The organism is Pseudovibrio sp. WM33 (assembly GCF_001623165.1).
Classification (GTDB): domain Bacteria; phylum Pseudomonadota; class Alphaproteobacteria; order Rhizobiales; family Stappiaceae; genus Pseudovibrio.
Window position 1 is genome coordinate 64,012 of sequence record NZ_LMCK01000127.1, and the last position, 6,129, is coordinate 70,140.

General features: G+C 50.1%; 6 protein-coding genes. 4 read left to right on the forward strand and 2 right to left on the reverse strand.

Annotated elements, in window-relative coordinates; genetic code table 11:
• The first annotated feature begins 104 nt into the window (after positions 1-104).
• Genes PsWM33_RS22890 through ccoS form a run of 3 tightly spaced genes read left to right on the forward strand, consistent with a single transcriptional unit; the run spans position 105 to position 3,061 of the window.
• Positions 105-632, forward strand: a complete 528-nt coding sequence (locus tag PsWM33_RS22890) for a FixH family protein (RefSeq protein WP_063295661.1) — start codon at positions 105-107, stop codon at positions 630-632.
• A gap of 12 nt (positions 633-644) precedes the next feature.
• Positions 645-2,864 (forward strand): cation-translocating P-type ATPase, encoded by a 2,220-nt coding sequence (locus tag PsWM33_RS22895; RefSeq protein WP_063301746.1) that lies wholly within the window; start codon positions 645-647, stop codon positions 2,862-2,864.
• An 8-nt stretch (positions 2,865-2,872) separates the two neighbouring features.
• Complete coding sequence (gene ccoS, locus PsWM33_RS22900) at positions 2,873-3,061, forward strand: cbb3-type cytochrome oxidase assembly protein CcoS (RefSeq protein ID WP_063301747.1); 189 nt, start codon at positions 2,873-2,875, stop codon at positions 3,059-3,061.
• A gap of 156 nt (positions 3,062-3,217) precedes the next feature.
• Here the strand turns inward: ccoS and hemA are convergent, their stop codons facing one another.
• A complete protein-coding gene (hemA, locus tag PsWM33_RS22905) occupies positions 3,218-4,495 on the reverse strand; it encodes a 5-aminolevulinate synthase (RefSeq protein ID WP_057464975.1) in 1,278 nt (425 codons plus the stop codon).
• A 301-nt stretch (positions 4,496-4,796) separates the two neighbouring features.
• Between hemA and PsWM33_RS22910 the strand changes: the two genes are divergently transcribed.
• Positions 4,797-5,306 (forward strand): response regulator, encoded by a 510-nt coding sequence (locus tag PsWM33_RS22910; RefSeq protein WP_082597066.1) that lies wholly within the window; start codon positions 4,797-4,799, stop codon positions 5,304-5,306.
• Between the two features lie 80 nt (positions 5,307-5,386).
• Here the strand turns inward: PsWM33_RS22910 and PsWM33_RS22915 are convergent, their stop codons facing one another.
• A complete protein-coding gene (locus PsWM33_RS22915) occupies positions 5,387-5,569 on the reverse strand; it encodes a hypothetical protein (protein ID WP_057464977.1) in 183 nt (60 codons plus the stop codon).
• Between the last annotated feature and the right edge of the window lie 560 nt (positions 5,570-6,129).

A 6,129-nucleotide genomic window follows, 5' to 3' on the forward strand; every position in this document is an offset into this window, starting at 1 on the left:
CCTAATTCAACTTGCGTGATAAGGGGTACGCCCCTTATCACTTAAACGATCAAAAAGGCGAAGCTCACCCCCCATCTTATGAGCCGCCAAAAAGGAGCTAGGATATGACAATGGCTGTAGACCACAAGTCTCCGCGTAAACCTCGGCAGATTACCGGCCGCACGGTTCTGTTCAGCCTCATTGCGTTCTTCGGCGCTATCGCTGCAATGAATGCTGTTATGGTCTATATCGCAATTGACACCTTCCCAGGACTGGAAGTCGATAGCTCCTATAAGGTAAGCCAGCGATACAACAAAGAAATCGCCAATGCGAATGCTCAAGCCGCTCTTAACTGGAGCGTAAATGCTGCCATTGAACGCAATGGCGACGGTTCTGCTCATGTGCGCGTTTTGGCAAAAGATAAAGCCGGTGCTCCGATCACCGGTGAAATGGTAACCGTTAAACTACATCGCCCAACAATCACAGCAGCTGATCAGGATCTTATCTTGTCTGAGCGCTCCGCGGGTGAATATGTAGCCAATGCATCTGGCATTGGCGCTGGCAACTGGAACGTGGTCGTAGAAATCGCGGATCGAAGCGACAAGACGCTTCCGATTTTCCGTTCCAAAAACAAGATCTTCTTCGCTGAGTAAGGCGGTAATAGCATGTCTGCGCCTGAAAGGGATTGGGCTGCATTCGTAACAAACACCGACGATGGCAAGGCTCATATGGACCTTGCCGTCGACGGTATTACGTGTGCTGCATGTATGTACGAAATTGAGCGCGGCCTCCAGAAGTTGGATGGCGTAGAAAAAGCGCGCGTGAACCTATCATCCCATCGCCTCTCAGTTGACTGGGATGGCGAAAAGACCAACCCATCTCCTATTGTCGATCTTCTCCAAAGGCTGGGCTATAAAGCGTATCCTTTTGATCCTGCGCAGGTGAAGTCGCGTGGCGATGTCGTCGGCAAAGAGATCTTGCGGGCGCTGGCTATTTCTGGCTTTGCAGCAATGAATATCATGCTGCTATCCATCTCAATCTGGTCTGGTAACGCATCGGATATCGATCCAGAGACCCGGTCGTTCTTCCACTGGATTTCTGCACTCATTGCATTGCCGACCGTCGTTTACTCTGGCCGCATTTTCTTCCGCAGTGCCTATATGGCAGTGAAAACAGGTCGTTTGAACATGGACGTGCCGATCACGATCGGTGTGTTGCTCGCAACTGGTCTGTCCATGTGGCAAACTGTTCAGGAAGCCGAACACGCTTATTTTGATAGCGCGGTGATGCTGCTGTTCTTCCTGCTTGTCGGGCGTTATTGCGATCATCTCATGCGCAGAAAAACGCGTTCTTTTGCTGAAAACCTCGCGACTTTGAAAGCTGAGAGCGCTGCAAAGATACAAGAGGACGGCAGTGCACTCGATGTACCTCTGTCAAAGTTATCCGTCGGTGATCGCGTTTTGGTCAGAGCCGGTGAACGCATTTCCGTTGATGGCAAAATCTCGACGGGCATATCAGAAGTCGATCAGAGTTTGGTGACAGGTGAAACCCTCTTGCAGCCCGTTGGGGAAGGGGACCTTGTCTACGCAGGTACGATGAACACCTACGGCGTGTTGGAGATTGAGGTAACAGCTGCAGCCAAAGGCACATTGCTTGATGAAGTGAACCGACTTCTGGAAACGGCCATGGAAGGTCGTTCCAAGTACGTTCATATCGCAGATCGCGCCTCACAGCTTTACGCGCCCGTCGTGCACGCCGCTGCGCTTCTGACGCTCGTGGGCTGGATCATGCTTGGTATGGCATGGCAACCAGCTTTGGTCATCGCGATCTCTGTACTCATCATCACATGTCCTTGTGCTCTGGGACTGGCGATACCCGCAGTTCAAGTTGTTGCAAGTGGTTTGTTCTTTAACGAGAGAGTTCTGCTGAATGCTGGTGATGCGATTGAGCGTCTGGCGACAGTTGATACCATCGTGTTTGACAAAACTGGCACACTGACACTTCCAGAAACCTCACTCTCAGAAAAACATGACCTTTCAGCAGACCAACTGGAGCTGGCTGGTCGTCTTGCTCTGTCTTCTTCACATCCATTGTCTCAGGCCATCGCAAGAGCAACCGGCGCACAACAAGCACTGCCAGATGCAAAAGAGAGTGCGGGCAAAGGGGTGGAAGCTGTCGTCGATGGAATGTGTGCGAAGCTAGGCTCTCCCGCATTTTGCGGTGTTTCTGATGAGCAGCTCGAACAAGCAAAAACGCAGCAACCGGATGCCTCCTTTGTCGCTTTCCAATCTGGAGACAAGCCTGCACAATTGCTTCCCGTTGGCCAGTTTATGAGGGAAGGGGCAACTGAAACGATCCAGAAGCTCAAAACTGCGGGCTACACAATTGAAATTCTCAGTGGTGACCATAAAGGTGCAGTCGAACACGCAGCGCAGATGCTTAGTGTTGAAAGTTGGCAAGCTGCTATGAAGCCTCAAGACAAGATCGACCATATCGAAAAACTGAAAGCACAAGGCAAGAAGGTTCTGATGGTTGGTGATGGCCTCAATGATGCCCCCTCGCTCGCGGCAGCAAATGTATCCATCTCGCCCGTTTCAGCAGTTCACGTCAGTCAGGCAGCCGCAGATGCAGTCTTCCTGGGAGATAACCTTGCGCCCGTTATGAGCGCACTGACAATCTCGAAGAAAGCGCGCTGGGTGATGAACCAAAATCTCGCCATTTCTGTTGTCTATAACTTGATTGCAGTGCCGTTTGCAGTGCTAGGTTTTGTCACACCTCTTGTTGCAGCCTTGGCTATGTCGGGTTCTTCCATTATTGTGACGCTCAACGCTGTACGCCTGAGAATGCTCGCAGGCTCATCTACTCAGCCTAATCCGGAGGCCTGAACAGAACTATGGAAGTCTTAATCTACCTCATTCCGATTGCGTTGTTTCTTGGTGGCGCAGGTTTGGTAGCGTTTTTATGGTCCCTTCGCTCTGGTCAGTATGATGATATGGAAGGGCCGAAATGGCGTATACTGGATGATGGTGATTTGCAGGAAAACAGTACACCGATAGAAGCTGCAAAACGCAAGGTTTCCTGAGTAGGGACCTCAGCGTCACGAGCTGTATTTAGCGAAATGAAATATGAAATGAGAGGCTTGTAAGCGACCCGCTTCAAGCCTTTTTCTTTGCAGCTTTATAAGCAACAAAAAAGGCCAGCAAATTTGCCGGCCTTTTACAATGAATTGAGGTGGCGTTTAACCGCCAGCAAACTGATAAACAGCCTGGCCTTGCGCAGCATCCAGATCTTCTTCCGCTGGAGCATCGGTGAATGGCAACTCAAGAGTCTGCCAAACATCCACCAGAGCATCGCGCAGATGATCAATCAGGGCATCGTTGTGGACTGGGCCCGGAGTGATGCGCAGACGCTCAGTGCCGCGTGGAACTGTTGGGTAGTTGATTGGCTGAATGTAGATGCCATGCTTATCCAACAGCAGATCGGTTGCCTGCTTACACAGATCAGGATCAGCAACCAGCACTGGAATGATGTGTGTGTCAGAAGGCATCACAGGGAGGCCTGCTGCTTTCAGTACATCTTTTGTGCGCTGTGCCTGACGCTGCTGACCTTCGCGCTCTACACCGGATTCCTTCAGGTGCTTGATGGAAGCTGTTGCTGCCGCAGCAAGTCCTGGTGGAATAGCAGTGGTAAAGATGAAGCCTGGAGCATAGGAGCGAACCGCATCAATGATAGTCTGAGAAGCAGTGATATAACCGCCCATCACACCGAATGCTTTCGCCAGTGTACCTTCAATAATGTCGATGCGATCCATGACGGCGTCACGTTCAGCAATACCTGCGCCGCGCGGACCGTACATGCCAACAGCATGCACTTCGTCGATATAGGTCATCGCATTGTACTTGTCGGCAAGGTCACAAATGCGCTCGATCGGTGCGATATCGCCATCCATGGAGTACACGGATTCAAACACGATCAGCTTTGCGCGGTCGTTTCCAGCAGACTTGAGCAGGTCTTCAAGGTGCTCAAGGTCATTATGACGCCATACTTTCTTAGAAGTCCCTGCGCCGCGAACACCCGCAATCATGGAAGCGTGGTTCAGCTGGTCAGACAGGATCAGGCAATCAGGAAGCAACTTTGCAATTGTCGAAATGGACGCTTCGTTGGAAACAAAACCACTTGAGAAAACGAGGGCGCCTTCTTTTCCGTGGAGGTCTGCGAGTTCTTCTTCAAGCTGTACCAGAGGGTAGTTCGTGCCCGAGATGTTACGCGTACCGCCTGCGCCAGCTCCCATGCGCTGAACGGTTTCTGTCATGGCATCAATAACTTTAGGGTGTTGGCCCATCCCCAGGTAGTCGTTTGAACACCAAATGACGATTTCACGGAGGTTTTGATTTTCTTTACGCCACAGTGCGTGTGGGTGACGCCCTGCAATGCGTTCGAGATTAGCAAATACGCGGTACCGTTTTTCATCCTTCAAAGAAGCAATCGCCTCATTGAAGATATTTTGGTAGTCCATTTTTTGCCCCTTATATTGCGGCGGTATTATTCGGCGATACTTTAGAGTTAGCCTAAACTTAGCGATAATCCTTATCCCTGTCGAAGGACACATTGACGCGGTCCATGGAATTGCGGATTTATCAAAGGATTTTTTCACCTAACGCATATCAGCCTATATATATCGCAGACATAGTCTTTGACATAGAACTATAATTGGGCAGTCTTGCAATTTGTTTTGTTCTCTGCCACACCTTGTAACTAATAACTGAATTTCTGTTCTAATTTAATTGGGTTACGTCAAGTGACCGGGGCATGACTGCGTGAGTATAGACCTCTCATCCTTATCGTTTTTGGTGGTTGAAGACAGCGCTTATATGCGCACAATTCTGCGTACAATGCTTCAAGGGTTTGGAGCCCGGAAAATCGTCGAAGCGGAAGACGGAGCGTCTGGTCTGGAAGCGATGGATCGCGCTAATCCGGATATCCTGATTCTCGACTGGGTTATGCCAATTCTCGACGGGGCAGACATGGTACGCATGATCCGTACCCAGAATAATCCGTACGCTTATATCCCGATTATTATGGTCACGGCCCATACCGAACGCAGCCGTATTATCGAAGCCAGAAAGCTGGGCATCCACGAGTTGCTGTGTAAGCCGATTTCTGCCAAAGCGCTCTATCAACGCATTGCATCGATTATTCTTCAGCCAAGAGACTTTGTGAAAACAGCAGGTTATTTCGGTCCGGCACCGCGTGAAATCCGCGGACACAAAAAGAACTGGGACGGAAACAGCATCATTGGCGAGGCAAACTCAGCCACGATGGTCTGAGCTTTCTTTTTTCGCAATGAGGCATGCAATAACCTCCTCGGAGGCGCTGAGTTGCCCCCAAGGTGGATCATCTATGACACCTACAGAGCGGAGAGGGCCTTGATCGCTTGATCCCATTTCTCTGATGGAAGACTGGATACCAATCGAATGAGTTTGGCGAACTCTGCTTCCTCAAGTTGGTAGCGAAGCATCTGTAACTCTGCTTCGGAAAACTTTCCGTGTGCTGCTGTCGGGACATCTGCGTCGATGACTGCCTGATCCATTTTTACCTCCTGAAACTCCAACAAAATGAATATCAGCGGACACTTGCGCGAGAGCTCATGCAAGTGTGCTTGGGAGGCATACCCTCTTCCCCGATCCGCAAAACGGTTGGTTGGAAAACTACCCCAATACGCCCCCAAGACCACAGAAACGTCGCAGGACTCCCGCCACATGTAAACCAACTCCAAGATGAAATTTGGTCGAATTGTGGCACGTTGCATCTCAGGCACAGTGCCGCAAAGGCATGTAGAGCTCAGCTCAAGAACGTGGAATTTTATTTCATTGAACTGATATTTATGTGTTCGGGTGAGTTTGTTTGTTTCGCGACCGCTTTGGATTATCGATGGATTACCGTTGATAAGTGCGATTGCTTGCCCTCAGAAAAGTCTGCGCGTTAGAGAGGGCTCACGGCAGAGTTGTAAATTGTTCTAAAATTCAGTGATTTTTTAAAATCAGATTTCACAGAACGCGCAACAGGAAGGCAATGCGCATGACGTAAATCGGTGAAACGGTCGATTATAGAGAAGAATGGTGCTGCCGGAGAGATTTGAACTCTCGACCT